This window comes from Phascolarctobacterium sp., assembly GCF_045124115.1.
GTDB lineage: Bacteria > Bacillota > Negativicutes > Acidaminococcales > Acidaminococcaceae > Phascolarctobacterium_A.
This window is the reverse complement of sequence record NZ_JBGVLF010000031.1, coordinates 119,962-143,864: the sequence shown is the minus strand read 5'-3', so window position 1 is coordinate 143,864 and position 23,903 is coordinate 119,962. Positions and strand designations below refer to the sequence as shown.

Annotated in this window: 19 protein-coding genes and 1 tRNA gene; all 20 read left to right on the top strand. The window is 45.2% G+C overall.

All coding sequences use genetic code 11. The annotated features are described in order from the left end of the window. The first annotated feature begins 41 nt into the window (after nt 1-41). The 20 genes from larA to ACJMM4_RS04940 all read left to right on the top strand — a co-directional run bounded on the left by larA (nt 42) and on the right by ACJMM4_RS04940 (nt 23,609). Nucleotides 42-1,319, top strand: a complete 1,278-nt coding sequence (gene larA / locus ACJMM4_RS05035) for a nickel-dependent lactate racemase (protein ID WP_405381266.1) — start codon at nt 42-44, stop codon at nt 1,317-1,319. Nucleotides 1,320-1,418: 99 nt separating this feature from the next. Next, on the top strand, nt 1,419-1,841 hold the full coding sequence (locus ACJMM4_RS05030) for a helix-turn-helix domain-containing protein (protein ID WP_405381264.1): 423 nt from the start codon (nt 1,419-1,421) through the stop codon (nt 1,839-1,841). Nucleotides 1,842-1,859: 18 nt separating this feature from the next. After that, nucleotides 1,860-1,935 (top strand) — tRNA-Thr (locus tag ACJMM4_RS05025). Between the two features lie 174 nt (nt 1,936-2,109). After that, nucleotides 2,110-3,501, top strand: coding sequence for an ATP-binding protein (locus ACJMM4_RS05020; protein WP_405381262.1), 1,392 nt, complete (start codon nt 2,110-2,112; stop codon nt 3,499-3,501). A 480-nt stretch (nt 3,502-3,981) separates the two neighbouring features. Continuing rightward, the gene (locus tag ACJMM4_RS05015) at nt 3,982-4,107 is read left to right on the top strand and encodes a hypothetical protein (RefSeq protein ID WP_405381259.1); all 126 of its coding nucleotides are present in this window, start codon (nt 3,982-3,984) and stop codon (nt 4,105-4,107) included. A 317-nt stretch (nt 4,108-4,424) separates the two neighbouring features. Beyond that, on the top strand, nt 4,425-4,748 hold the full coding sequence (locus ACJMM4_RS05010) for a heavy metal-binding domain-containing protein (RefSeq protein WP_405381257.1): 324 nt from the start codon (nt 4,425-4,427) through the stop codon (nt 4,746-4,748). Between the two features lie 144 nt (nt 4,749-4,892). Further along, nucleotides 4,893-5,165 carry a hypothetical protein gene (locus ACJMM4_RS05005; protein WP_405381255.1) on the top strand — a complete coding sequence of 91 codons (273 nt, stop codon included), beginning with the start codon at nt 4,893-4,895 and terminating at the stop codon, nt 5,163-5,165. Nucleotides 5,166-5,380: 215 nt separating this feature from the next. Beyond that, on the top strand, nt 5,381-6,061 hold the full coding sequence (locus ACJMM4_RS05000; RefSeq protein WP_405381253.1) for a bifunctional precorrin-2 dehydrogenase/sirohydrochlorin ferrochelatase: 681 nt from the start codon (nt 5,381-5,383) through the stop codon (nt 6,059-6,061). Next, nucleotides 5,997-7,301 carry a glutamyl-tRNA reductase gene (gene hemA, locus ACJMM4_RS04995; RefSeq protein ID WP_405383370.1) on the top strand — a complete coding sequence of 435 codons (1,305 nt, stop codon included), beginning with the start codon at nt 5,997-5,999 and terminating at the stop codon, nt 7,299-7,301. Before ACJMM4_RS05000 ends, hemA begins: the two co-directional genes overlap by 65 nt. Next, nucleotides 7,273-8,193: a hydroxymethylbilane synthase gene (gene hemC / locus ACJMM4_RS04990; RefSeq protein WP_405381249.1), complete on the top strand. Its 921-nt coding sequence runs from the start codon at nt 7,273-7,275 to the stop codon at nt 8,191-8,193. Before hemA ends, hemC begins: the two co-directional genes overlap by 29 nt. 41 nt (nt 8,194-8,234) lie before the next feature. After that, nucleotides 8,235-9,755, top strand: a complete 1,521-nt coding sequence (gene cobA / locus ACJMM4_RS04985) for a uroporphyrinogen-III C-methyltransferase (protein WP_405383368.1) — start codon at nt 8,235-8,237, stop codon at nt 9,753-9,755. 5 nt (nt 9,756-9,760) lie between these two features. Next, nucleotides 9,761-10,744: a porphobilinogen synthase gene (gene hemB / locus ACJMM4_RS04980; RefSeq protein ID WP_405383366.1), complete on the top strand. Its 984-nt coding sequence runs from the start codon at nt 9,761-9,763 to the stop codon at nt 10,742-10,744. Then, nucleotides 10,741-12,042: a glutamate-1-semialdehyde 2,1-aminomutase gene (gene hemL / locus ACJMM4_RS04975; RefSeq protein WP_405383364.1), complete on the top strand. Its 1,302-nt coding sequence runs from the start codon at nt 10,741-10,743 to the stop codon at nt 12,040-12,042. The genes hemB and hemL overlap by 4 nt, the downstream gene beginning before the upstream one ends. 175 nt (nt 12,043-12,217) lie before the next feature. Next, on the top strand, nt 12,218-12,505 hold the full coding sequence (gene gatC, locus ACJMM4_RS04970) for an Asp-tRNA(Asn)/Glu-tRNA(Gln) amidotransferase subunit GatC (RefSeq protein WP_405381241.1): 288 nt from the start codon (nt 12,218-12,220) through the stop codon (nt 12,503-12,505). A gap of 15 nt (nt 12,506-12,520) precedes the next feature. Then, nucleotides 12,521-13,990: an Asp-tRNA(Asn)/Glu-tRNA(Gln) amidotransferase subunit GatA gene (gene gatA / locus ACJMM4_RS04965; RefSeq protein WP_405383362.1), complete on the top strand. Its 1,470-nt coding sequence runs from the start codon at nt 12,521-12,523 to the stop codon at nt 13,988-13,990. Further along, nucleotides 13,990-15,435: an Asp-tRNA(Asn)/Glu-tRNA(Gln) amidotransferase subunit GatB gene (gene gatB, locus ACJMM4_RS04960; RefSeq protein ID WP_405383360.1), complete on the top strand. Its 1,446-nt coding sequence runs from the start codon at nt 13,990-13,992 to the stop codon at nt 15,433-15,435. The genes gatA and gatB overlap by 1 nt, the downstream gene beginning before the upstream one ends. Before the next feature lie 179 nt (nt 15,436-15,614). After that, nucleotides 15,615-16,997, top strand: a complete 1,383-nt coding sequence (locus ACJMM4_RS04955; protein WP_405381235.1) for an ATP-binding protein — start codon at nt 15,615-15,617, stop codon at nt 16,995-16,997. Nucleotides 16,998-17,584: 587 nt separating this feature from the next. Further along, nucleotides 17,585-20,875 carry a type I restriction-modification system endonuclease gene (hsdR, locus tag ACJMM4_RS04950; protein ID WP_405383358.1) on the top strand — a complete coding sequence of 1,097 codons (3,291 nt, stop codon included), beginning with the start codon at nt 17,585-17,587 and terminating at the stop codon, nt 20,873-20,875. Further along, nucleotides 20,872-22,302, top strand: a complete 1,431-nt coding sequence (locus ACJMM4_RS04945; protein ID WP_405383356.1) for an N-6 DNA methylase — start codon at nt 20,872-20,874, stop codon at nt 22,300-22,302. Before hsdR ends, ACJMM4_RS04945 begins: the two co-directional genes overlap by 4 nt. Nucleotides 22,303-22,307: 5 nt before the next feature. Continuing rightward, a complete protein-coding gene (locus ACJMM4_RS04940) occupies nt 22,308-23,609 on the top strand; it encodes a restriction endonuclease subunit S (protein WP_405383354.1) in 1,302 nt (433 codons plus the stop codon). The last annotated feature ends 294 nt before the right edge of the window (nt 23,610-23,903 follow it).

Sequence of the window (23,903 nt, the reverse complement as noted above, 5' to 3'; positions counted from 1 at the left end):
CGTATGATACAATATAGGTAGCTGAAAACGGAGGTGTTACAATGACGGCAGTAACATATAAGTACAAATATGGTCATGGCTACAAAAGCTTTACTTTGGAAAAAGAGCATGTGTTGGACGAAATTAAAATTGCTCAATTTCCGCCTTTGGAAAATTTAAAGGCTGCAGTGCTGGATGCACTTTATCATCCTATTGATAGCGCGCCTATTAACGAACTGGTGGGCCCGGGGAAGAAGGTTGCCTTTATCTGCAACGATTCTACCCGCGTAGCTAATACCCATAGCTTTATGCCTATTTTGGTGGACGAACTGAATAAGCTGGGCGTGAAGGACGAGGATATGCGCATTGTTTTCGCTTTGGGCACCCATCGCAACATGAGCCACGAAGAAATGGTTGAGCAGGTTGGGGAAGAAGTGGCAGCACGTATGCCTATGTACAACAGTGATTGCCATAAGGATGAAGATTTTGAGTATTTCGGCGAAACTTCCTTTGGCACCCCTGTGTGGCTGAACAAGCTAATTTGTGATGTGGATCTTGTTATTATGACGGGTACGGTGGTGTACCATTTCTTCAGCGGCTTTGGCGGCGGGCGCAAGGCAATCCTGCCCGGTGTGGCGTTGATGGAGACTGTACGCAAGAACCACAGCCTGATGATGAGTCCCCATTCCCAACTGGGCAAGCTGCACGGCAACCCTGTTTACGACGACCAAATGGAAGGTGTGCGCCTTTTTGCTAAGGAGCATAAGCTGTTCTTGTTCAATCCTATTTTGGATGCACAAAAGAACTTTTTGAAGATTTTTGCAGGACATTGGGACACTGCTCATTTGGCAGCCTGCAAATTTGTAGAACAGGTTTATGGTGCGCCTATTGCGGAGCCTGCTGATATTGTTATTGCCAGCTGCGGCGGTTATCCTAAAGATATCAACATTTACCAATTGCAGAAGACTATGGACAATGCGTGGTGCGCAGTTAAAGAAGGCGGCGTAGTTATTATCTTGGGTGAATGTGAAGAAGGCAGCGGCAGTGCTGCTCTGGAAAAGGCGTTGCAGGAGCACCCTTCTCCCGATGCTATCAAGGAGCAGTTGGCGAAGAACTTCGTTATTGGCGCGCATAAAGCCTTTGCCATTACCCGCCTGATGAAGAAGGCGAAATTTATCCTAGTTTCCGCATTGGATAAAAAGCTGGCGAAGGATCTGCTCTTCGAGGCAGTGGATGATGTGGATGCAGCTATTGCCTTGGCGGAGCAGTACGTAGGTCCTGATTATAAAATCCTGCTGATGCCCCAAGGCAGTTTGACTGTACCGGTGCTGAAAAAATAAGCGCGGTAAATTTTCTTCGGCTTTGCTTGCCTTTTAGCGTTTTTTTCGATATAATTATAATGTTATATTAAGGTGTATCTAGATAAGGAGAGAAGATTAGTGACATTAGACATCGATTACAAGGCTATCGGCCTCAGAATTAAGGCTGCCCGTGGGCGCAAGGGTTTGACCCAGGGACATATAGCCCAGTTAACCGGTCTTTCAACTCCTCATATTAGCAATATTGAAACAGGCAACACTAAGTTGGGCTTGCCAACCATTATCCATTTGGCTAATGTGTTGGATGTATCCGTGGATGAGTTGCTGTGTGACAGTATTCACCGTAGCGAGCAAGTGTATAGCCACGAGCTGTCCGACTTATTGCAGGACTGCACTGTGGATGAACTGCATATTATTTCCGAGCTGGCCAAGGTTGTAAAGAAGGCTGGCATCAACAGTGCGAAGAAGGTGCGCAAGCGCCGCACGAAAGCGGAGATTGCAGCTGCGAAGGCAGCGGAGGCAGATAACGAAGTCGCTGTATAAATTTTATAATGCTTAATCGCTACCGTAGCTCAGCTGGTAGAGCAACTGATTCGTAATCAGTAGGTCGCAGGTTCGAATCCCGTCGGTAGCTCCAGTAAACATTGCCCCCAGACGCAAGTTTGGGGGCTTTTTGTATGGGTGGGGAGTCTAATGTGTTTTGTGTCCTAGGCTATTTTGCTTTATGATAGGAGTCCTTTTTTATTTATCTTGCAATTTTGTATAATCTAGATTATAATAATCGTGATTATACAGATTGGAGGAAATGCTTATGTTCATTGGCAGAGAGATGGAGTTAGGCTTTTTGGAAGATAGATATCAATCAGCAGGCGGGCAATTAGTCGTTATCTATGGTCGTAGACGTGTGGGCAAAACGGAGCTGTTGCGCAAGTTTTGCGAGGGCAAGGAGCATTTGTTTTATTCCTGCACCGAAAGTCTTGATGCTCAGCAATTGACGACCTTTAGTGAGCGTATGCTGCAAAAGAATATTCCTGCAGCTAAGTACATAAGCTGTTTTGCTAATTGGGAGCAGGCCTTGGGCAGTGTTCTTGAACTACCGGGGAATGGGAAAAAGCTTCTCATTATAGATGAATTTCCCTATATGGTAAAGGGAAATGCTTCCATTCCCTCTATTTTGCAAAATCTTTGGGATGCACAGCTAAAGAACGCCAATGTGATGATTGTACTTTGCGGTAGTGCTATGTCCTTTATCGAAAAAGAAATTTTAGCAGAAAAAAATCCTCTTTATGGACGTACTACAGGTATTTTAAAGGTACTTCCATTAGATTTTTATGATTCGGCAAAGTTTTTGCCCAGTTATTCCATGGCGGATAAGATTGCTGCCTATGCTATTTTGGGCGGTATACCTCATTACCTAAAACAGTTTGACGATGGATTAAGCTTGGAACAAAACATTTGTAAAAGCATTTTATCCCGTGGCAGCATCCTTTATAGCGAAGTGGAATTCCTTATGCGGCAGGAGCTGAGGGAAACATCTACCTATAATATGATTATCGAAGCCATTGCTCTTGGCAATACGGGCTTAAACGATATTTATCAAAAAACGCAGATTGATAAAACGAAGTTGAGTGCCTATCTGAAAAATTTGCGGGAGCTTGGAATTATTTATCGGGAGTTTTCTGTGGAAAGCTCGGTGAAGGAGCAAGCTAATGTGCAGCGTGGGTTGTACCAGCTTACGGATAACTACTTCCGTTTTTGGTACGCTTTTGTTTTCCCTAATTTATCCGAATTGGAGACTGGGGATGCTTTGGGCATCTGGCGTTATGTGGTGCAGCCTAAGCTAGATTTATTTATCAGTAGGATTTTTGAAGATATTTGTCGCCAATACCTGCGCAGACAGAATCGTAAAAACGCTTTACCGTTTCACTTTACTAAAATAGGGCGTTGGTGGAATAAGACGGATGAAATTGATATTTTGGCGATGGATAATCGTAAGCAGAAGTTGTTGCTAGGGGAGTGTAAATATAAAAATACTCCTATGCGCAAAGCTGATTTGGAGCATTTGCAAGGAAAGATGAAGTTTGCAGGGACAACGGAAGCATACTACTATTTGTTCTCTAAAAATGGTTATAGCGATGATGTTTTAGCTGCTGCTCAAGACGAACACGTTGTGGCGGTGGAGTTTGAACGGTTGTTGGATTAGTGTTCAGATTTGCGGAAAAGAACTTGACACTTCGCAGTGGATTCTGTACAAGTGCGACCAAAAAGATTTTGTGAAAAACGATTGAGAACAAAAAGGTTGTACATGTACAGTATAGGTTCACGTCGTTGTCAAAAAAAGACGTACTATATGTTGATACGGAAGGGATTTTTCCGATTGAAATTAAACGCGGATAGCTTCGAAAAAACCAACTAAAAATTTCAATGTTCTGCAAAAATACAATATGACTATAAAAACCGGTATTGTTCTTGATTCTACGGACAGAATCCGACCCTTGAACGATGTATCCTATTGTGTTCCTGTGACGATGCTGTAAAAGAAAATAACCCTAGCAGAGGAAGGAATGCAGAACATTTTAGGCGAAACAATTAGAAGAATCATATCTAGTTCTCAGATTCCAACACAATTGTATATAAGACTAAGACTACCAAACACGTTTCTAAAGAAAGAAGGGAAATGAATATGAAGGGTGAAGTTAATAAGACTAATCCAAAGCGATTTAGTGTTCCTGAACAATTTGAAGGAATTTGGTCCTTATTGTTGTTTGGAATAGGTGTCGCAAGTGGTTCATTGCTTTTCATTTTTTAAGTAGGTTGTAAACATTCTTAATTTGGCTTATGTTGTAAATATATTTATTTTTAAAAATATGTTATTCGTAATCAGTAGGTCGCAGGTTCGAATCCCGTCGGTAGCTCCAGTAAACATTGCCCTCAGACGCAAGTTTGGGGGCTTTTAATTTTTTAGGAGACGATTAATGTCGGAAATGTAGTAAATTTATCCACTTATCCACCGCACTTATACACATTGTGGATAACTTTTTGTGGAGAATGTGGAAAAGTAGCTTGTTACGAGGGTGTTGTGGTATAATTAATAAAAGATAAAATATATTCTAAGGAGGAAGAACCATGATTATTACGACTACTAACACTATTGAAGGCAAGCGTATTGTAGAATACAAGGGCCTTGTTTTTGGTGAGGTTGTTTCCGGCGTCAACTTTATTAAAGATTTCTTCGCCGGTTGGACCGATACGTTAGGCGGACGCAGCAGCACCTACGAATCCGAGGCGCAGGATGCACGTGACGATGCTGTTAAGGAAATGGCTAAACGTGCAGAAAAAATGGGTGCCAATGCTATTATCGGCGTGGAACTGGACTACCAAATCTTAGGCGAGAAAAATGGTATGATTATGGTTAACGTAATTGGTACTGCTGTAAGAGTGGAGGACTAATTTTTACAGCGTGGAAAAATTTCTATGAATTTTGTGGGCGTGGTTTAACAGCCTAATATTAGTACATAGTGAATGCTATAATGACTGCGAAGATGATGAATAAGAAAAAATACGTAAGAAGAAGCATTTTTGCAGGAGGGTATTATGGCAAGCACTAAACACGCACTACTCCGAATCTTGAAATTTATGGTAAAAACAGACGCGGATCATCCGGTGAATTCTTCCCAGCTATGCAAGCTTTTGGAAGAAACGGGACTGAAGGCGGAACGCAAATCCGTAACGGATAGCATTCACTGTCTCATGGACGAAGGCTTTGGCATCAAGCAATGCGAAAAGCAAAAGCTTGGCTTTTACATGGACAGGGAAGGCAAGCTACAGTTGATTCGTTATTTGGAAGAAAATCTAGAAGTTGGTTAAGAGAACCGGTGGGAGCAATCCTGCCGGTTTTTCTTTTGCCGAGATTTAAGGTGCGACTATTATTTTTTACTCTTTAGGGTTGTGATTATCTGCAGCTGTTTAAAATGTGAAATTTCCTTGGCAAAGCTTTCTTAATTTCCAAAACTATGGTAGTATATAGGCATATATAATTCTTAATAGAACTAATTATTGTGGATTAAGAAAAGGGTTAAATTATGCTTAATAAGAACAGTTTCGTATATTCAGCGATTATTAATCTGCAACAGAAAGAATGTGTCGTTGTAGGCGGGGGAAGGGTGGCAGAGCGTAAGCTAAAGGGCTTGATTGCTGCGGGTGCGGAAGTGAAACTGATTGCTCCTGAGTGTAGTAAACAAGTTGAAGAATTGGTGCAGAAGTACGCTTTTACATATGTGCAAGATGTATATAAAAAAGACTATGTTACCAAGGCTTTCTTAGTGATTGCTGCTACGGATGACAAGGCTGTAAACAGACAGATTTGCCTTGATGCACCGTGCTTATGCAATAATATCATGGAACCTCATCTTGGTAATTTTATCATTCCCGCTGCATTTACTAAGGGAGATATTACGGTGGCTGTAGCCACCGGTGGTGTACCTGCCTTTTCCCGTCTGCTTAAAGAGCGTTTGCAAGTGCTGGTTACGCCAGAGGTGGCGGGATTTAACAGTTTCCTAATGTCTGTGCGGGAACAGGTAAAAGCAATTCCTTCAACTTCTGCAGCACGGACGAATTTTTGGCGGCAGGTACTTACAACGGAAATTATGGAAATGGTAGCAACGGGAGAGGTTGCTATGGCAAAGGAGAAAGTTTTAGATGCAATTAGCAGTTTTAGGGCTCAATCACAAAACAGCACCGGTAGCAGTACGGGAGAAGTTTAATTTTCCCAATGAACGTGCCTGTGCTGTTTTGCGACGTTTGCGTAATTACGAGTATATTTCTGAAGCAATGCTGCTTTCCACATGTAATCGCACGGAGTTATACATGGTATTGGATAATGCGGCGGAAGCAGTGCCTTTTATCAAACGTTTAGTGCAGCATTGGGCAGGAGCCGACTATGAATCAGAATACTTCTATAACTTGTCGGGAACACTGTGTGTTAAGCACCTTTTTTATGTGGCTTCCAGCCTTGATTCTTTGATTATCGGGGAAGGGCAGATTTTAAGCCAAATTAAAAATGCCTATCAACTTTCCCGTAATATAGGGATGACGGGAACAATCTTGAATACTTTGCTTAACAGGGCGATTGCTGTGGGCAAAAAAGTCAGAACGGATACGCGGATTGCCTATAGCAGCGTTTCTGTTTCCAGTGCCGCTGTCGACATGGCTATAGCTGCTTTGGGGGATATTACTTCCGCGCAGATTCTAGTAGTTGGTGCAGGGCACATGGGCGAATTGACAGCGCAACATCTGCTTGATAAAGGTGCTAAAACGATCATTGTCAGCAATCGCAATTTCCGGCATGCACAAACTTTAGCAGAAAAGTTTAATGGTAGGGCGATTCCTTTTGATGATATGTTTAACCAAGCTGTGCGGGTGGATATTATCATTACTTCCACAGGTGCGCCTCATTATATCTTGACCAAAGAAAATTTAGGCCCTTTACTTCCCTTGCGCCAAGGACGGCCCTTGCTTGTCATAGATATAGCCGTGCCCCGTGATGTGGATCCTGATTTGGCGGATATGGCTGGCGTTACGGTTTACAACATTGATGATTTAGAAAATGTAGTGGATATTAATAAAGGCCTGCGCGCTAAGGAAGCTTACTTGGCTGAGCAGATTATTGAGGAAGAGATTGCCGCTTTGAAGGAACGCTTGCGGTATTATACCATGCGCCCGGTAATGGTACAGCTGCATGATAAGATGAACTTTATGCGGCAGAAGGTTTTGAAGAAAGCCTTTGTAAAAATGCCTGAATTGACAGATGCGCAACGTCGTCTGATTAATTTAATGACCCAGCGTTTAGAACACAAATTCCTGCGCGAACCCATGAAGGTTATGAACGCTATGGCGGGGACACCGCTGGAAGAGCAGTATAAGGAAACGATTCGTGATATTTTCTTGTTGAACGAAGATGGAGAGGAGTTCGGTGATGAAAGCTATATTGAAGATTGGGACTAGGAAAAGTCTTTTGGCGCTGTGGCAGAGCAATTACATCGCTGACAGTTTGCGGAGGGAATATCCTGAGTGTGAAGTGGTTTTAGAAAAAATCGTTACCAAAGGCGATAAAATTTTGGATGCGCCTTTAGCACAAATCGGTGGCAAGGGGCTTTTTACGAAAGAAATAGAGGAAGCTTTACTTACAGGCAAAATTGATTTTGCTGTCCACAGCTTGAAGGATATGCCCACTGTGTTACCGGACGGATTATGCCTGACCGCCATTACGGAGCGTGCTACAGCAGGAGATGCTTTTGTAAGCAATAAATATGCCAGTCTCAAAGATTTGCCTGCAGGAGCAGTAGTAGGTACTAGCAGCCTGCGCCGTAAGGCGCAGCTTTTAGCACTGCGACCAGATCTTGTGTGCCAAGATTTACGGGGCAATGTGGATACCCGTTTGCGCAAACTTGACGAAGGTATGTATGACGCCGTGATTCTAGCTGCAGCAGGATTGGAACGCTTGGGGCATGGGGACCGTATTACGGAACTGTTGCCTGTTAGCGCAGTTATGCCTGCAGTGGGACAGGGTGCTTTGGCTATAGAATGTCGCGCAGATGATCAGGAAACACGCGCCATGCTTGATTTTTTAAACCATTTACCTACGGTGCAAGCTACCAATGCGGAGCGGGCATTGCTGGGGCTTGTAGAAGGTGGTTGCCAAGTACCATTGGGCGTACACGCTACAGTGGCTGACGACAAGGTGCATATAGAAGCAGTTATTGCCGCTCTTGATGGTTCCAGCGTATTGCGGGATTCTGTTGACGGGCCTGCGAAAGAGGCAGTGTCCTTGGGGCGGGAGTTGGGACGACGCTTGCTTACTAATGGCGGACAGAAAATTCTTGATGCGATTTTATAAATGATATCGATATATTTAGACTAACTGAGGAGAGTGACATAATGAGAAAGCAGGGGAAAGTATATTTGCTTGGCGCCGGGCCCGGAGACCCAGGACTATTAAGTTTGAAAGCTAAAAAATGCTTGGAAAGTGCGGATGCAGTGGTCTATGATCGGTTGGCAGACCCGCGGATTTTGGCGTTCGCCCGCAAGGATGCAGAAATGATTTATGTGGGCAAAGCCAGTGCTAACCATGTTATGCGTCAGCCGGATATTAATAAATTGCTGGTAAAGCTGGCTGCGGAAGGTAAGACTGTGGCGCGGCTTAAAGGGGGCGATCCTTTTGTGTTCGGACGTGGCGGTGAGGAAGCCTTGGAACTTCAGGAAGCAGGGCTGCCTTTTGAATTTGTTCCCGGTGTAACCAGCGCTATTGCTGTGGCGGAGTACGCAGGGATTCCTGTTACCCATCGCCATGTGGCAACTTCTTTCGCTGTGGTTACAGGTCATGAGGACCCTGCTAAGGGTGCATCTACTATTAATTGGCGTGGCTTGGCTAAGGCGGTGGATACTTTAGTTTTCCTGATGGGCGTAGAAAATATTGATAAGATTAGTAGTCAGCTTGTTGCTAACGGACGCAGTGCGTCTACGCCTGCAGCGGTCATCCGTTGGGGGACCCATCCTGAGCAACGCACTCTTGTTACAACTTTGGGACAGGCTGCGGCGGATGTAAAGGCAAATAATTTGCAACCCCCTGCTATCTTCATCGTTGGCGAAGTGGTAAAGCTACGGAAACAGTTACAATGGTTTGATAATAAACCGCTTTTCGGCAAGACTGTCGTAGTTACTCGTGCCCGCGCCCAAGCCAGCGTGCTGACGCAAAAGTTAGAAGCATTAGGTGCTAAAGTTGTGGAAGTACCTGCTATTAAAATTGTACCTGCTGCAGACTACGCTCCTCTTGATAGTGCTATCGCTCATCTTGCAGACTATAGATGGCTTGTCTTTACTAGCGCTAACGGTGTGGAATTCTTCTTCCAACGTTTGGCAAAAGAAGGTAAGGATACCCGTGCACTTGCTGCAGTGAAGGTGGCAGCCATTGGCAGTGCCACTGCTGACGAACTCAGAGCTTACGGCGTTACTGCGGATTTGGTGCCTAGTGCCTATAAGGCAGAGGAACTGGCGGAAGCGTTGGCAGGCCAAGTGGCAGCGGGAGATAAAATCCTTATTGCCCGTGCTAAAGTGGCGCGGGAGGTGCTGCCTGTTGCTTTACGCCAATTGGGAGCCCAAGTAGATGTGTGCACTGCCTATGAAACTGTTAGCGATTGCGATAACAAAGAGGAACTTTTGGCAGCGTTGGCTCAAAAAGGTACGGTGGTTACTTTCACCAGTTCCAGCACCGTTACCAATCTGCTCCAAGTATTGGGTGAAAACAAAGAAATGCTAAAGAATGCAGTTCTTGCGGCAATTGGCCCTGTAACAGCAGCGACACTGCAGAAGCAGGGATTGAATGTGGGTGTTGAGGCTGCAGAATTCACCATCGACGGACTGGTCAAGGCAATTGAAGAATATTATAAATTTAAGGAGTGATAAGGATGACGGGTTTTCCTATTTATCGTCCCCGCCGTACCCGTGCTACGGAAAATCTGCGTGCCATGGTGCGTGAGACGAATATTAGTGTTAAAGATTTGATTTATCCGATTTTTGTAGTTCCAGGTAATAATATTAAACATGAAATAGAATCCCTGCCTGGAAATTACCATTGGTCCATCGACCGTTTGTCTGAATGTATGGATGAGGTTGCTGCCTTAGGCATTCCTGCAGTGTTGCTTTTTGGCGTTCCTTCCTACAAAGACGCTGTAGGAAGCAGTGCTTGGGATATGCAGGAGCCTGTACAGCAAGCCTGCAAATTAATCAAAGCCCAATATCCTGACATTGTAATTATCACCGACGTGTGTATGTGTGAATATACGGACCACGGTCATTGCGGCGTTTTGGAGCGTGGCTGCACTGTTAATAATGACGAAACTCTGCCTTTGCTGGCGAAGGTTGCCCTGTCCCACTGTCAAGCAGGAGCGGCTATGATTGCCCCTTCCAACATGATGGATGGCTATGTGCGCTCTATTCGTGAAGCATTGGATACTAATGGTTTTAATCATATTCCCATTATGGCTTATTCTGCTAAATTTGCTTCTGCGTACTATGGTCCTTTCCGTGCGGCTGCGGATTCTGCACCTTCCGCCGGGGATCGCAAAGGCTATCAAATGGACCCTGCCAACAGCGAGGAAGCGTTGCGCGAGGTAGCGCTGGACATTGAAGAAGGCGCAGATGTTATTATGGTCAAACCCGCCTTGGCGTTTTTAGACGTTGTGCAGCGTGTCCACGAAACTTTTAATCGTCCGTTGTGCGTATATAATGTCAGCGGGGAATACGCTATGGTCAAGGCTGCTGCTGCTAAAGGCTGGATTGACGAAAAACGTATTGTTATGGAAACCATGTTGGGCTTTAAACGAGCAGGTGCGAAGATGATTATTACGTATCACGCTTTGGATGTAGCGAAATGGCTTCAAGGAGAATGAAGATGAAGAATGAAAAATCTGCTGCGGCCTTTGCCGAAGCACGCCAGTATATCCCCGGCGGTGTGAATAGCCCTGTGCGTTCCTTCCGTAGTGTAGGCGGGGTACCTCCTTTTATCGTGGGTGGCAAAGGCAGCAAAATTTATGATGTGGACGGCAATGAATACATTGATTACGTACTTTCCTACGGGCCTTTGCTGCTGGGGCATTGTCCGGAGTCTGTAACGGAAGCAATCAAAGCTGCAGCGGAATGCGGCACGTCCTACGGAGCACCTACGGTAGCAGAGATTGAGTTGGCGAAGCTGGTGTGCCGTCTAGTTCCGTCCATGGACATGGTGCGCATGGTTAATAGTGGTACGGAAGCGACTATGAGCGCATTGCGTTTAGCCCGCGCTTATACAGGCAGGGACTGCATTGTTAAATTTATTGGTTGCTACCATGGCCATCACGATAGCCTTTTGGTAAAGGCTGGCAGTGGCGCTACTACCTTTGGCGTGCCTGATAGTCCCGGTGTTCCTAAAGCTGTGGCAGCAACTACTCTTACTGTGCCTTTTAATGATATTGCAGCTTTGGAAGAAGTTTTTGCTGCCCGTGGCGAAGAAATTGCTGCTGTAATTATGGAGCCTACTCCTGGTAATATGGGTTTGGTGCTGCCTAAGGAAGGCTTTTTAGAAGATGTGCGGGCGCTGACGAAAAAATACGGTGCCCTTTTGATTTGTGATGAAGTAATGAGCGGTTTTCGCAGCGCCCAAGGCGGCAGCCAGAGACTTTATAATATCGACCCGGACATTACCTGTTTGGGCAAGGTTATTGGCGGGGGCCTGCCTGTAGCGGCGTATGGCGGCAAGCGGGAGATTATGGAAATGGTTTCGCCTGCAGGCCCTATGTATCAAGCAGGCACTTTAAGCGGTAATCCCTTGGCAATGGCAGCGGGGATTGCAGCATTGACTTATATGGAAGAGCATGATGTCTGTGCTAAGCTGGAAGGTATGACTGCAACTTTAACAGACGGTTTGGAGCGTGCCGCACAAGCTGCAGGGGTGCTTGTACAAGTGCATCGTTTAGGCAGCATGTTTACGGTGTTCTTCAATGACAAACCTGTAACTGATTATGATAGTGCTGCTACTAGTGATTTGGAAGCCTTTAAGATTTACTTCCATGCTATGTTGGAGCAAGGCATCTATCTGCCTCCGTCCCAGTTTGAAACGAACTTTATGTCTTTGGCACATACTCCGGAAGATATTCAAAAAACTATTGACGCTGCTGCCGTGGCTTTCGCTAAAGTTGCAGCGAGCAGATAACAGCGTTATGTTTGCTCACTAAAATATATTGTTAACCGGTGGGAGCAATCCTGCCGGTTTTTCTTTTGCCGAGAATATTTCCCTTGGTTGCTGTTCACATTTGCGCGCAAGTTGTGCTATAATATAGCAAGGTATTTCTTTAAATAAATTTATATATTACTAGGATGGTGAAAAAATGAAAGTATCTGCTGAAGACGTTAAGCACATCGCACAGCTTTCCCGTTTAACTGTTCCTGAGGCTGAAATGGAAAAGTTCACTGAACAGTTCAACCAGATTCTTAACTATGCCGATATTCTTGAAAAAATCGATACTACCGGTATCGAGCCGACTCCCTACGTGCTGCCCGTTAGCAACGTATTGCGTGAGGACGTGGTTAAAGGCAGCGTATCCCATGAGGATGCTTTGCGCAACGCGCCTGCTGTCCATGAAGACGGCTTTAAAGTACCGCGCGTAATCGAATAAGAAGGAGGCACTACTGTGGAACTGTATAAATTGACAGCACACGAGCTCCACGACAAGCTCGTTAATAAAGAAGTCAGCTCCGTCGAACTGACCAACGCCCTGTATGAGCGTATCGACGAAGTTGAAGGCCAAGTTAACGCCTACGTTACTTTGGACAAGGAAAATGCTTTGGCACAAGCTGCTAAAGTTGACGCTAAAATCGCTGCCGGCGAAGCAATTGCTCCTTTGGCAGGCGTGCCCGGCGCTATTAAAGATAATATCTCTACTAAGGGCCTGCGCACCACTTGCTCTTCCAAAATGTTGAGCAACCTGATTCCCATTTATGATGCACATGTAATCAAAAATCTGCGTGCTGATGAAACCATTTTCTTGGGCAAAACCAACATGGACGAATTCGCTATGGGCTCCACCACCGAATCTTCCTTCTTTGGTCCTACCCACAACCCTTGGAACTTAGACCGCGTACCCGGTGGTTCTTCCGGCGGTAGCGCTGCTGCTATTGCAGCCGGCGAAGCAATCTGGACTTTGGGCTCCGATACCGGCGGTTCCATCCGTCAACCTGCTTCCTTCAATGGCTGCGTTGGTATTAAACCCACCTATGGCCGTGTATCCCGTTATGGCTGCGTAGCATTCGCATCCTCTTTGGACCAAATCGGACCTATCACCAAAGACGTAACCGACGCTGCTATCGTGCTGAACACCATTTGCGGTAAGGACGAAATGGACTCCACCTCTTTGAACGTAGAAGTTCCTGACTTTACTAAAGCATTGGTTGCTGACGTAAAGGGCTTGCGCATTGGTCTGCCCAAAGAATACTTTGGCGAAGGCATCAACCCGGAAGTTAAAGCAAAAATCCAAGAAGCAGTTAAAAAATACGAAGAGCTGGGTGCTGAAATCGTTGAGGTTTCCCTGCCCCATACTGAATATGCAGTAATCACCTACTACATCATTGCTCCTGCGGAAGCAAGTGCTAACTTGGCACGTTTTGACGGTGTTCGTTATGGCTACCGTAACATGAATGCAACCTCCGCACCGGAAATGACCACCATGAGCCGTACTGAAGGCTTTGGTCTGGAAGTTCGCCGCCGCATTATGCTGGGCACCTACGTACTGAGCAGTGGTTACTATGATGCTTACTACAACAAGGCAATGCAGGTTCGTACTTTGATCCGCCGCGACTTTGAAGCTGCTTTCGAAAAATGCGACGTATTGCTGACCCCCACCTCTCCTGTTCCTGCTTACAACATTGATGGTAAAATGGATCCGCTGACCATCTACATGCTGGACGTAACCACCATCCCTGTAAACATGGCCGGCCTGCCCGGTATTTCCATCCCCTGCGGTTTTGCAGCAGATGGTATGCCCATCGGTATGCAGCTGATTGGTAAGGTTCTGGATGAAGAAACCATTCTCCGTGCAGCTTATACCTTTGAACAAGCAACCGAATATCATAAAGTATTCGCACCGCTGGGAGGTAAGAAATAATGACTAGATATATTACCGTTATCGGCTTGGAAGTCCATGCCGAACTGAAAACTAAAACTAAAGCTTTCTGCGGCTGCTCCACTGCTTTCGGCAGCACCCCCAACACCCATGTATGCCCCGTATGCCTGGGTATGCCCGGTGCTCTGCCCGTACTGAACAAGCAAGTTGTAGACTTTGCTATTAAAGCAGGCTTGGCTTTGAACTGCGATATTCAAAAGTTCAACAAATTCGACCGTAAAAACTATTTCTATCCTGACCTGAGCAAGAACTACCAGATTTCCCAATTTGATAAACCCATCTGCTTGGGCGGTCATATTGATATTAAGCTTTCCAACGGCGAAGGCAAACGCATCGGCATTACCCGTATCCACATGGAAGAGGATGCAGGCAAGCTGAACCACAGTGGTGCAACCATCTCCACCTCCGACTCCTCCGCAGTTGACTACAACCGTGCCGGCGTACCTCTGATAGAAATCGTATCCGAACCCGATATGCGTAGTGCAGAAGAAGCACGCGCTTATATGGAAAACTTGAAGGCAATTTTGGAATACACCGATGTTTGTGACTGCAAGATGCAAGAAGGCAGCCTGCGTTGCGATGCTAACATTTCCATTATGCCTGAAGGCGCTAAAGAGTTCGGTACCCGTGCCGAAATCAAAAACCTGAACTCCTTCCGTGCTTTGGAACGTGCCATCAACTACGAAGTTGAACGCCAAAAAGAGATTTTGGAAGATGGCGGTCACGTTGTACAAGAAACCCGTACTTGGGACGAAGCAAACGGCGTAACCCTGTCCATGCGTTCCAAGGAAGAAGCTCATGACTATCGTTACTTCCCTGAACCTGACCTGGTTCCTGTGGAATTGGACGATGCTTGGATTGAGCGCATCCGCGAAACTCTGCCGGAACTGCCTGCTCAACGTCAAGAACGCTTGATGAAGGAACATGGTCTGCCGGAATATGATGCTTCCCAAATCGTTTCCAGCAAAGCTATGGCTGAATACTTTGATGCAGCAGTTAAAACTGCTAAAGACAGCAAGGGCGTTTCCAACTGGCTCTTGGGTGATGTTTCCGCTTATATGAATAACGAAGGCATTACCATCAGCGAGTTCAAGGTTGCTCCTGAGCACTTGGCAGAACTGGTTAACTTGATCAAAGACGGCGTACTGTCCAGCAAGCTGGCTAAGAAAGTATTCGCTGAAATGATCAAGACTGACGAAGCTCCTAAAGCTTTGGTTAAGAAGCTGGGGCTGGAGCAAGTAAGCGACGAAGGCGCTATCTTGAAGCTGGTTGAAGAAACCTTGGCAGAAAATCCCCAATCCGTTGCTGACTACAAGGCTGGCAAGGATAAAGCTATTGGCTTCTTGGTTGGTCAAATCATGAAAAAATCCCGTGGTAAAGCAAACCCGGGCATGGTTACCAAGATGCTGAAGGAGAAAATGCAATAAGCATTTTTCCTGCTAACTGAATAAAAACTTACACCCTGCGTTGACTGTAATGTTGGCGCAGGGTGTTCTTGTTGTGGGGGAAAATTTGTGATACAATTAAATATATCGTGATTAACATGATTACGATTAACATAATCATGATTTACATAATTTGGATATATCTAATTGGAGGTGCGAAGATGTTTGTAGGTAGAAGTTATGAGTTAGAGCAGTTAGAAGCGTTGTATAAGACTGAACGTTTTCAATGCGTAGTAATTTGGGGACGTAGACGTGTTGGTAAAACGACATTGATAAACCATTTTGTTGAGGAAAAACCGGTTATATATTTTACAGGTACGGAAAGTACTGCCAAAGAAAATTTAGAAAATCTAAGTAGAAGCATTGCTGCCTTGCAGGATGATGATTTTGTTGCACCCATATATCCTACTTATGAGATGGCGTTAGAGAAAATCTGTCAGCTTGCACAAAAGCAAAGAATAGTGTTGGTCATGGATGAATATCCATATTTGGCAAAGTCTTATAGTCCGATTTCGTCTGTATTACAAAAATATATTGATTTGAAATTTAAGAACGATAGTAAGCTTTTTATAATCCTGTGCGGCTCTTCCATGTCTTTTATGGAGAACCAGGTACTTGGCTACCAAAGTCCTTTATATGGTAGACGTACTGCACAATTCCATATTAAGCCTTTTAACTTTTTTGAAGTACAGGAATACTTTCAAAATTTTAATAGATATGATTTGGCCACAGTATACGGCATTACCGGTGGCATTCCTCAGTATTTGGCTTTTTTCGATGATCATTTAAGTTTAAAAGACAATATCATTAATAATTTCTTGAGACAAAATGGCTATATGTATGAGGAAGCCAATAACTTTATGAAGCAGGAACTGCGCGAGCCTGCGATTTATAACGCTATAATCAAGGCTGTTGCTACAGGCAGTTCTAAAAATTCGGAGATAGTTTCCAAGGTAGGGCTCGAAAGTTCCGCACTTGCAAATTATATGGATAAGCTTATAGAATTGGGAATTATTGCTAAGGAAAAACCTATAGGAAACCAGTCTGCCCGTAAAGCAATATACAAAGTCAAGGATGGCATGTTCAGGTTCTGGTATAAATTTATTCCGGATAATAATATGTTGATACAGCGTAATAGGTCGGAGGCAGCATGGAACAATATTGAAAAACTGATTCCCAATTATATGGGTAGTGTTTTTGAAGATATCTGTATGGATTATTTATGGGAAGTTTATGATACACTACCTGTTTTTTATAACGAAATAGGGCGTTGGTGGGGTGCAAATCCTAAACTGAAGCGGGAAGAAGAAATAGATATTGTTGCGGCGAATGATGAAGAGGCCATTGTGTGTGAATGTAAATGGCGTAATGAATTGACTGATGTGGACATAATTCATACTTTGTTGGAAAGAGCGAAGCTTTTGCATTATAAACGTTGCTATTACTACGTGTTCTCTAAAGTAGGATTTACTGAGGGAGCCAAAGCCTTCGCAGCAGAAAGACAAGATATCAAGCTGATCGAGTTTGCAGAGATGGTGAAATAAGTGTTGTGTCATTTTTTCTCGAGGGTGAGAAAATGGTAGCAGTGCTCCCTGCAGTTCCGCGTACTGTCACTTTTTCTCGTGGGTGAGAAAAAGTAACCAAAAAGAACCCTAAGCCGCTTGCAGGATTCCGGTTACTAGAAGTAACGCACGCATGGAGAGCTATATTTACGGGAGACGTTCTTGCGTTAGAGGTCTGTACGCTCTTGCGCGTGCGAAGGGATGTGTCCGTTGCGAGCGGAATGCGTGCAAACATCGTCTGCTTCCGTAGCCGTAATCCGTTCCTGTCTGCGCGGCGTGTGCTAGCAACGTTCAAAACCCCCTGTCGCTACGCGACATCCCCCTAACAGGGGGAACGAGGCGCTGTAGAGTGCTTCTGCTAGTGTACGTAGAGCTTTTAGTAACCATTGGGAAGTAATCTCAAAGTGCCTTGGCTCCCCTATTGAGGGGTGGTGCCGAGTGCAGACTGAGGGGTGGTGCATACATAAAAGTGCTCAGGAAAAGAGGATTTTTAGCGCTTTTTAGAGAAATAAAAAGGTTATATACTATGCAGTTAGCTTTACTGAATATATTGTAAGGGCGTGGATGTTATGAGTAGTAATTTCGCATTTTTACAAGAACATTTTCCTGCGTTGGCAAAGTTGGGCCAATGGGCGGAAGAATATTGCTATAGGGATGCCAACTCCTGCTTGATGAAGTTGGGAATGATGGGGGAAACCATCGTCAATTTAATTATTCAAATGGACGGCGTTGCCGTTGCTGACGGTGCTACCGCCGTGGATAAAATCAAGGCTTTGGTGTACGAGGATTTACTGCCTGCGGATTTGGCAGATATTCTGCATGGGTTACGCAAGGCACGGAATAAGGCGGCCCATGAAAACTATGCTTCGGAAGAAGAAGCCAAGAATCTTTTACAGACTGCTTATGGTTTGTGCGAATGGTTTATGCAGGTATATGGTGACTACCACTATGAGCATCATGATTTCGTGCTACCGCAGCCAGCTGCTGCTCCTGCCGTTACGGCAGTTTCCGTGGTCGCTAAAGAGCGGGAGGCAGCGGAAGAAGAAAAATTGGTAGCAGCTACTATGGCGCAAGCTGCTGCTGTTCCTGCAGTTTCCAAAGCGGAGCGTAGAAACCGTGCTAAGCAATTTGCCAACCAGCGCGTTCTGAGCGAAGCAGAAACCAGGATGCTGATTGATGAGCAACTAGAGCAGGTTGGTTGGGAAGCGGATACGGAAAATTTGCGCTACAGCAAGGGTACACGTCCGCAAAAGGGACGTAATCTTGCCATTGCCGAATGGCCTACGGATTCCACTGTGGGCAAGCAGGGTTTTGCTGACTACGTATTGTTCTGCGGGGAGCAGATGGTGGCGACGGTGGAAGCCAAAGCGATTCATAAGGATATTTCCTCCGTTATTGACTACCAATGCAGGGATTATTCTAAGAATATCCGTGCTTGCGACATGAAGTATGTACCGCAGGTTTATGGCGAGTATAAGGTGCCTTTTACTTTTGCTACCAATGGCAGACCCTACGTAAAACAATTGGATACTAAGTCCGGAATCTGGTTCCGTGATTTGCGCCAAGCTGCCAATACTCCCAAGGCTTTGAGTGGTTGGATCAGTCCCATGGGTATGCAGGAAATGTTGGCAAGGGATGTGCAGGGAGCTAATGCACGCCTTTTGGCTACGGATTACGATTTGCTGCAGGATGAGGACGGACTGCATCTGCGTGATTACCAGATTAGGGCGATTAAGGCAGCGGAGCAGGCAATTATCAATGGTCAGCAGAGTGTGCTTTTGGCAATGGCTACAGGTACGGGCAAAACACGTACTGTGTTGGGCATGATTTACCGTTTTCTAAAGACAAATCGCTTTAAACGTATTCTCTTTTTAGTAGATAGAAACTCTTTGGGCAAACAGGCGCAGGATGTTTTTAAAGATGTAAAACTGGAAGATTTGCAGCCTTTGACCAATATTTACGAAGTAAAGGAATTAGAAGATAAAACTATCAATGCGGAAACCCGTGTCCATGTGGCTACGGTACAGGGCATGGTGAAGCGTTTGCTCTATAACGCTGGGGAAAGCAAGCCTGCAGTTTCCGACTACGATTTGATTATTATCGACGAAGCCCATCGTGGTTATATTCTGGATAAGGAAATGACGGATAGCGAAAGCCTTTTCCGCGACCAAAGCGATTTTCAAAGCAAGTATCGCTCCGTTATTGACTATTTTAATGGGGTGAAGATTGCTTTGACGGCTACCCCTGCTCTGCACACCACCCAAATCTTTGGTATGCCTGTGTTTAAATACACTTATCGCGAGGCAGTTATTGAAGGTTATTTGGTGGACCATGATGCACCTTTCATGCTGCAGACCAAGTTGAGCCAAGAGGGAATCACCTATAAGAAAGGCGATAAGGTCAATGTGTACGACCCTGCTACAGGGGCAGTGGTTCCTTACGAGCTGATGGATGACGAACTGCATATTGATGTGGAAAACTTCAACAAGCGTGTTATTGTAGAAGGTTTTAATAGGGCGGTGTTGGAGGAAATCTCCGCGCATATCGACCCTGAGTCCAAAGAAAACGGCAAAACTTTGATTTATGCGGTTAATGACCAACATGCAGATTTGATTGTAAAGATTTTGAAGGAAATCTACAGCGCTAAGGGCATGGATACGGATGCCATTATGAAGATTACCGGCAGCGTGGGCGGTGGCAACCAAAAGAAGATCGAAGAAGCCATCAAGCGTTTTAAGAACGAGCGCTATCCCAGCATTGTGGTAACGGTGGATTTGCTGACTACAGGTATTGATGTGCCGGAAATTACGAAGTTGGTCTTCATGCGCAGGATTAAGAGCCGTATTCTTTTCGAGCAGATGTTGGGGCGTGCTACCCGACTGTGTCCTGCGATTCATAAAACCCATTTTGAGATTTTCGACCCCGTAGGCGTATACGAGGATTTGGAGCCTGTAAGCGAAATGAAGCCTACGGTGACGGATGCTAATGTGTCCCTTACGAAGTACATTCAGGATTTGGAGCATATTGACGATGATGCAGGGATTCGCGGCATTGTGGATGCCATTGTTGCCAAGCTGCAGCGCAAGAAACGCAATCTTACTCCTGCCAAGGAAGAGCGTTTCAAGGTGCTGACAGATGGTTTGACTATTGATGAATTTATCCGCCAACTGCTGCAGGACGATGCTCCTAAGAATAAGGCGAAGCTGCTGCTGTGCGGTGAGTTGTTCAAAATGCTGGATGAAGGCAAGTATGGTAAGGGCAAAGCGCCCATCCTCATTGATAACCAGAGCGATGTGGTTTTGAACAAAGGTTATGGTTATGGCATAGATAACAATATGCAGCGCCCGGAGGATTATTTGGACGAGTTTGCCCATTTCGTCAAGAACAATGTGAACAAGATAGATGCTTTGAACATTGTCTGCACCCGTCCCAAGGATTTAACGCGGAATCAGCTGCAAGAGCTGTGCTTGGCGTTGGATGACGAAGGCTATACGGAGTTGAAGTTGAACAATGCTTTGCAGCATGTGACTAACGAGGACATGACGGCGGATATTATTTCCCTTATCCGCAGGTTTGCCATTGGCTCCACCTTACTGAGTCATGAGGACAAGGTGAAGAAGGCAGTGAAGCGTTTGTTGAAAGCCCATGACTTTAACCAGATTCAAAAGAATTGGATTGCAAGGATAGAGCAGTACATGCTCAAGGAGTCCGTGCTGAATATGCAGACTTTTGATGAAGCGATGGCCTTTAAATCCAAAGGTGGCAGCAAAAGGCTCAATCTGCAGTTTGATGGCAAGCTGCAGGATGTGGTAACGGAATTGAATACGTATTTATATGATGATGGAGGACGAGTTGCTTGAATACCCAAGAGATTGTTAGTAAGCTGTGGAATTTGTGTAATGTGCTGCGTGATGATGGTATTACCTATCACCAATATGTTACGGAGCTGACTTATATTTTATTTTTGAAGATGGCGAAGGAAACCGGTGCGGAAAAGAATATTCCTGAGGAGTATCGCTGGGATAAATTGGTGGCACTGGATGGTTTGGAGCTGAAGAAGTTCTACAAGAAGCTTTTGGAACAATTGGGGGAAAGCAGCGGCCGTATTCGCGAGATTTACCAAGGTGCAAGCAGTAATATTGAAGAGCCTAAGAATTTGAAGAAGATTATTACTTCTATTGATGCTCTTGACTGGTATGAGGCGAGGGAAGACGAAAAGGGAGAAAATCTGGGTAAATTGTACGAGGGCTTGTTAGAGAAGAACGCTAACGAGAAAAAGAGCGGTGCAGGGCAATATTTTACTCCCAGATGCTTGATTAATGTGATGACACGCTTGGTGAAGCCTGCGGTGGGGGAACGCTGCAACGATCCTGCCTGCGGTACTTTTGGCTTTATGATTGCTGCCCATGAGTATGTAAAGAAGCAGACTGATGACTTTTTTGCCTTGACTGATGAGGAGCAGGAGTTTGAGGCGAAGCAGGCTTTTACCGGGTGCGAGCTGGTACACGATACCCATCGTTTGGCCTTGATGAATGCTATGCTCCATGATATTGAGGGCGAGATAAAGCTGGGTGATACTTTGTCCCCGGATGGAGCGAGTATGAAAGGTTATGACGTGGTGTTGACCAATCCGCCCTTTGGCACGAAAAAAGGCGGTGAGCGTGCTACCCGTGACGACTTTACTTATCCTACCAGCAATAAGCAGCTGAATTTTTTGCAGCATATTTACCGCAGCTTGAAGGCGGATGGCAAGGCGCGTGCGGCAGTGGTGCTGCCTGACAATGTGCTTTTTGCGGATGGCGATGGTGAAAAGATTCGTGTGGACTTGATGGATAAATGTAATCTGCACACTATTCTGCGTTTGCCTACGGGTATTTTCTACGCCCAGGGTGTTAAGACCAATGTGCTCTTCTTTACCCGCGGTGTGGAGGACAAGGGCAATACTAAGGAGGTATGGGTGTATGATATGCGCACCAATATGCCTTCCTTTGGCAAGACCAACCAATTGAATGAGAAACATTTTGCTGCTTTTGAGGCTGCTTATGAGGCGGAGGACCGCAGCAAGGTGGAGGATGAGCGTTGGCATTGCTTTACTCGTGAGCAGATTGCGGAAAAGGGGAATAGTCTTGATATTGGGTTGATTCGTGATGATTCCATTGTGGATTACGAGGACTTGCCCGACCCGGTGGAGAGCGGGGAGGAGGCTATTGCCCAACTGGAAGAAGCGGTGGATTTGCTGCAGAGCGTGGTCAATGAGCTTAAAGCATTGCGGACAGCGGAGGCGTAAGGATCATGGCGAAGAAAAAAGTGGAGCTTACGCCGGAGGAGAAGCTGGCACAGGCTTTGGTGCCTAAAGAGGAACAGCCTTATGAGATTCCCGAAGGGTGGAAGTGGGTAAGGCTAAGTGGAGTTTATCAAATTAATCCTAAAATAGATGCTCCTAAAGAGATTGATGCTGCGTTTATCCCTATGGAAAAGATTTCTGCAGGTATGGTTAGTGAATTTTCTTTTGATGTTCAAACATGGGAGAAGGCTAAAAAAGGTCATACTCAGTTTGCTGATAATGATGTTGCTTTTGCTAAAATTTCTCCGTGCTTTGAAAACAGAAAATCTATGATACTACAGGGATTACCAAATGGAATTGGTGGTGGCACTACTGAGTTAATTATATTGCGCTCTGAGTTTGTAATACCTAAATTTACATTCTGGCTTGTTAGTGATGAAAATTTTATTAGAGGTGGAAAACAAACATATAGTGGAACTGTTGGTCAGCAAAGAATAAGCATGGATTTTGTGAAAAACTATCCTGTTCCTCTTCCTCCTCTCGCAGACCAACAACGTATTGTGGAGCGTATTGAAAGTCTTTTCTCTAAGTTGGACGAGGCGAAGGAAAAGACACAGGCAGTGGTTGATGGTTTCGAGTTACGCAAGTCTGCAATTCTGCACAAGGCGTTTAGTGGGGAGCTGACCGCTAAGTGGAGGGAAGAACACGGCGTTGGCTTGGAGAGCTGGGAGAAGAAAGCTCTGAAAGATATACTAGATGTAAGAGATGGCACGCATGATTCTCCATTGTACTATGATGAAGGGTATGCTTTGGTTACTTCTAAAAATTTGAAGAACGGTACAATTACAGATGATGGAATAAAGTATATTTCTAGAGAAGATTTTATAAAAATCAATGAGAGAAGTAAAGTTGATATAGGAGACATCCTATTTGCCATGATTGGAACTATTGGTAATCCAGTAGTTGTTGAAAATGAACCTAATTATGCAATAAAAAATGTTGCGTTGTTAAAAAATGTTGGAAAAGTAAATCCGTATTACGTTAAGTATTATTTGGAATCACAGTATGTTAAGGACAAGATGAAGAAGGAGGCAAAAGGTTCTACGCAACGTTTTGTTCCCTTGGGTTATTTGAGAAAATTTGAGATTGTAGTTACGATTAATGATGAGCAAAAGGAAATCGTAAGGATTTTGGGCAGTTTGTTGGCGAAGGAGGCGCGTGCGAAGGAGGCTGCGGAGGCGGTGCTGGAGCAGGTGGAGGTTATGAAAAAGGCGGTGCTGGCAAGGGCGTTTAGAGGGGAGCTGTGTTAACCCCCTGTCGCTACGCGACATCCACCTAACAGGGGGAACGAGGCACTATAGAGTTTTTCCGCTAGTGTACGTAGAGATTCTAGTAACCATTGGGAAGCAAGCCAAAAGTGCCTTGGCTCCCCTACTAGGGGAGCTGCCGAAGCGTAGCGAAGGCTGAGGGGTGGTGTAGCGGTGCGCTTGACTGAGGGAGCGTTATAGCTGAGGGGTGGTGCTGTACTAACTACTTCTACCTTTAGCTTTACTGTAACTTTTAGGTAGAACAAGGAAGCTATGCTAACGCATAGCCTTGATGAT

Coding starts and splice junctions, on each gene's coding strand:
- ACJMM4_RS05000 (WP_405381253.1), top strand. CDS start 5,381: ATGCTTAATAAGAACAGTTTCGTATATTCAGCGATTATTAATCTGCAA.
- ACJMM4_RS04955 (WP_405381235.1), top strand. CDS start 15,615: ATGTTTGTAGGTAGAAGTTATGAGTTAGAGCAGTTAGAAGCGTTGTAT.
- ACJMM4_RS05010 (WP_405381257.1), top strand. CDS start 4,425: ATGATTATTACGACTACTAACACTATTGAAGGCAAGCGTATTGTAGAA.
- larA (WP_405381266.1), top strand. CDS start 42: ATGACGGCAGTAACATATAAGTACAAATATGGTCATGGCTACAAAAGC.
- ACJMM4_RS05020 (WP_405381262.1), top strand. CDS start 2,110: ATGTTCATTGGCAGAGAGATGGAGTTAGGCTTTTTGGAAGATAGATAT.
- ACJMM4_RS05005 (WP_405381255.1), top strand. CDS start 4,893: ATGGCAAGCACTAAACACGCACTACTCCGAATCTTGAAATTTATGGTA.
- hemA (WP_405383370.1), top strand. CDS start 5,997: ATGCAATTAGCAGTTTTAGGGCTCAATCACAAAACAGCACCGGTAGCA.
- gatB (WP_405383360.1), top strand. CDS start 13,990: ATGACTAGATATATTACCGTTATCGGCTTGGAAGTCCATGCCGAACTG.
- hsdR (WP_405383358.1), top strand. CDS start 17,585: ATGAGTAGTAATTTCGCATTTTTACAAGAACATTTTCCTGCGTTGGCA.
- gatC (WP_405381241.1), top strand. CDS start 12,218: ATGAAAGTATCTGCTGAAGACGTTAAGCACATCGCACAGCTTTCCCGT.
- hemL (WP_405383364.1), top strand. CDS start 10,741: ATGAAGATGAAGAATGAAAAATCTGCTGCGGCCTTTGCCGAAGCACGC.
- cobA (WP_405383368.1), top strand. CDS start 8,235: ATGAGAAAGCAGGGGAAAGTATATTTGCTTGGCGCCGGGCCCGGAGAC.
- ACJMM4_RS04940 (WP_405383354.1), top strand. CDS start 22,308: ATGGCGAAGAAAAAAGTGGAGCTTACGCCGGAGGAGAAGCTGGCACAG.
- ACJMM4_RS05015 (WP_405381259.1), top strand. CDS start 3,982: ATGAAGGGTGAAGTTAATAAGACTAATCCAAAGCGATTTAGTGTTCCT.
- hemC (WP_405381249.1), top strand. CDS start 7,273: ATGAAAGCTATATTGAAGATTGGGACTAGGAAAAGTCTTTTGGCGCTG.
- hemB (WP_405383366.1), top strand. CDS start 9,761: ATGACGGGTTTTCCTATTTATCGTCCCCGCCGTACCCGTGCTACGGAA.